Source organism: Paraburkholderia humisilvae (genome assembly GCF_902859855.1).
GTDB lineage: Bacteria > Pseudomonadota > Gammaproteobacteria > Burkholderiales > Burkholderiaceae > Paraburkholderia > Paraburkholderia humisilvae.
In genome coordinates this window covers 1-2629 of record NZ_CADIKH010000250.1, presented here as the reverse complement: position 1 = coordinate 2629, position 2629 = coordinate 1, and the positions used below count along the sequence as shown (strand labels likewise).

The following is a 2629-nucleotide window of genomic DNA, read 5'->3' as shown; positions in this document are numbered from 1 at the left end:
CATAGAGGCCCGCAGCGGGCATTACCGGCTGCAACAAGGCCGGATAGAGAGCTGCAGCCCATCCTGTCAGTCCGAACACGCGAAAGCTGTTGCAAAGCGGGACGCGTTCATGGAGAGCCGTATGCGGTAGCTCCGCACGTACGGATCTGTGGAGGGGGTGATGGGCAACAATCGTTCCTACTCCGACCACCCGTGACCGAGTGAGGAAAACAGGACGGTGGATCCTCACGGGCGAACGGCATCGAAGTGCCCGGGTGGAAAATGCATGCATTTTCCGGCGACCGGAGGATCCGCAATGAATAGTATGGCCGTAGGCGTTGACATCGACAGCCTGGTTTTCCTGGTGGACTACGTTGATCCGGAAAGCGGAGAGATCATAAATAAGCCGATCAAGCGATCTATGTTTCTTGAACATTTCGCGAATCGTGCGCCATGCCTCATTGGAATGGAAGCATGTGGCAGTGCGGATCACTGGGCACGGAGCTAATCAAGATGGGGCACGGAGTCAAACTAGTTCCCGCGGGATTCGCCAAGGCTTTCAACATTTGCAACAAGAGTGATGCCGCTGACGCGCGCTATCTGGCTCGCCGTTCAGCAACCAGGCAAGCCAGTCGCTGTGAACGCCCAGACGCAACAGGCGATGTTGGCGCTGCGCCGCATGCGTCAGCAACGCATCAAATTTCGTACGATGCAGGTTAACAACTGCGGAGACTACTAACGGAGTATGGAGAGGTAATGGGGAAAAGTCGTGCTGCTCTTGACAAGGCTATTCCCAGCGTACTGGAACGTGTTGCCGAGCGACTACTTGCAGTTGTCATCGACTCGCTTCGTGAGCAATGGAATGGATTGACGAAGTTTGATGAGCAGGTTGGGCGGATCGAACGCCGGATGCGGGATTGTAAGAAAGAGGACAAGGCAGTCAAGGCCATCAGCGACATCCCGGGTGTGGGGTTGCTGACCGTTACAGCCGCCGTCGCGACAATGGGTGATCCGAAGGCCTTCAGTTCTGGAAGGGAGTTTGCGGCGCGGGCCGGTCTTGTACCCAAGCAGACGGGCTCGGGGGCAAGGTGATTTTGCAGGCCACAACCCAGCAGTTCCACTACGGAGACCTGCATGGGAAACTATAGCACGGCGTGGGTTGGACTGGCTGTGCATAAGGAATCGATCACGATTGCCTATGCGATTGACGGGGGAGAAATCGAGTCGATGGGCCGGATCGGCACAACGCCAACGGAAATCGGCAAGCGCGACAGCGACTGAAGTCCTTCCTGCACTCTCACGGTGTGCACTACATCGGCCGCACGGACTGGGGCGCCACACATCGACGCTGGCTGAGCAAAATACTCCTTCGAGACTGCATGGAGGCAACTCGCGTTTGAGGAGCATCGACGCACAATCGAGGACCGGTTAGCGCGGTGTGAACGGCTGGAAGTGGCGTTGCGCGAAGCCGTGCGCGAGTGGCGTTTCTATCAGGCAGTGCTGGCGTTACAGGCGATGCACGGCATCCAGTTCATTACGGCAGTGGGCATGATCTCCGAGCCGGGCCATCTGCCAGGCTTCGAGTATCCACGCCAGTTGATAGCCTGGCCGGGCATCACGCCTTCGGAGCAGTCGTCCGGAGGCACGCGACGCCAGGGCGGTGTCATCAAGGCTGGCAACAGCTATGCAGGAAAGCTACCGGTCGAAGCCGGGTGGAGTTACCGGCATCCGGCGCGCGCAGGCAAAACGCTGCAGCGTCGACACGAAGGTATTCCGAAGGCGATCATTGAACGGCGTGAGATGCCCAGCTCCGACCATGCAAGAAGTATCGCAAATTCACGACGCGAGGCGAGAATGTAAGCGTTGTCATGGTAGCGGTTGCCCGGGAACTGGCGGGCTTTATCCGGGATATCGGCCGCCTGGCAATGTCGCTCGCATTGTCGCGGTGCACTGCGCAGCCGGCATAACAGACCTGAGGCTAACCAATCATTTCAAAACGTTCTCGGGAGTTCCCTGAAGGCGGCGACACCCGGTACAAGAGCGACCCCCGGCGGCGCTTCGCGACGGCAGACAGCAGGCTCGATTCGCGGCGTAAGAAAGTGGCAGGCTCACATAACGGACCTCTGTAACACGCGACCCAACCCGCGGATATCAGCGTGATTCACCCTCGGTCTCACTGCTACGTCGCCCTCAGGAAATTCCTTTGCCTATGGAAAAACCGAAAACCTGGATGTCGCGATTGACGCAGAAAGTCATATCAGCACCGATGGCGGACTCGCGAACGCTTTATTCTGGTCGATGCTCTCAGGCGGCACAAGATTCACAGGCGGAGTTATTCAGGGTCCGGCCGACGCCACTTGTCCACGACCAGTCAGATAGTGAAAAACAAAACCTGCTGCTTACTACGATCCTGGTGGACCCGATCAGTCTCGGTGTCCAACACTCACTTGCGCGAAGCTGTCATCCCTGCAGGCGTGGCATGCTTCAGGTGGGTAAAGTGGCGGACGAGGATGGGTCCAAGTATTGACTTTCATTAAGCGTAAGCGTCATTTCGAGGCCGCATCGACAGGGTACCCGCGTGAGTCCAAAGTGATGTCCATCACTTCGAGTAGTGGGGACCACTTTGATGACAGAGACCAGCAGTGCTGGA

At 57.6% G+C, this 2629-nt stretch carries 1 protein-coding gene and 2 pseudogenes; all 3 read left to right on the top strand.

The features are described from left to right. Positions 1–295 precede the first annotated feature (295 nt). A pseudogene (locus HV796_RS41555) lies at positions 296–1068 on the top strand (IS110 family RNA-guided transposase); the annotation flags it as partial. Positions 1069–1113: 45 nt separating this feature from the next. Then, positions 1114–1260 (top strand): hypothetical protein, encoded by a 147-nt coding sequence (locus tag HV796_RS46340; protein ID WP_425497120.1) that lies wholly within the window; start codon positions 1114–1116, stop codon positions 1258–1260. Next, a pseudogene (locus HV796_RS41550) lies at positions 1239–1946 on the top strand (transposase); the annotation flags it as partial. The gene HV796_RS46340 and the pseudogene HV796_RS41550, both read left to right, overlap by 22 nt. Positions 1947–2629 lie beyond the last annotated feature (683 nt).

Coding starts and splice junctions, on each gene's coding strand:
- HV796_RS46340 (WP_425497120.1), top strand. CDS start 1,114: ATGGGAAACTATAGCACGGCGTGGGTTGGACTGGCTGTGCATAAGGAA.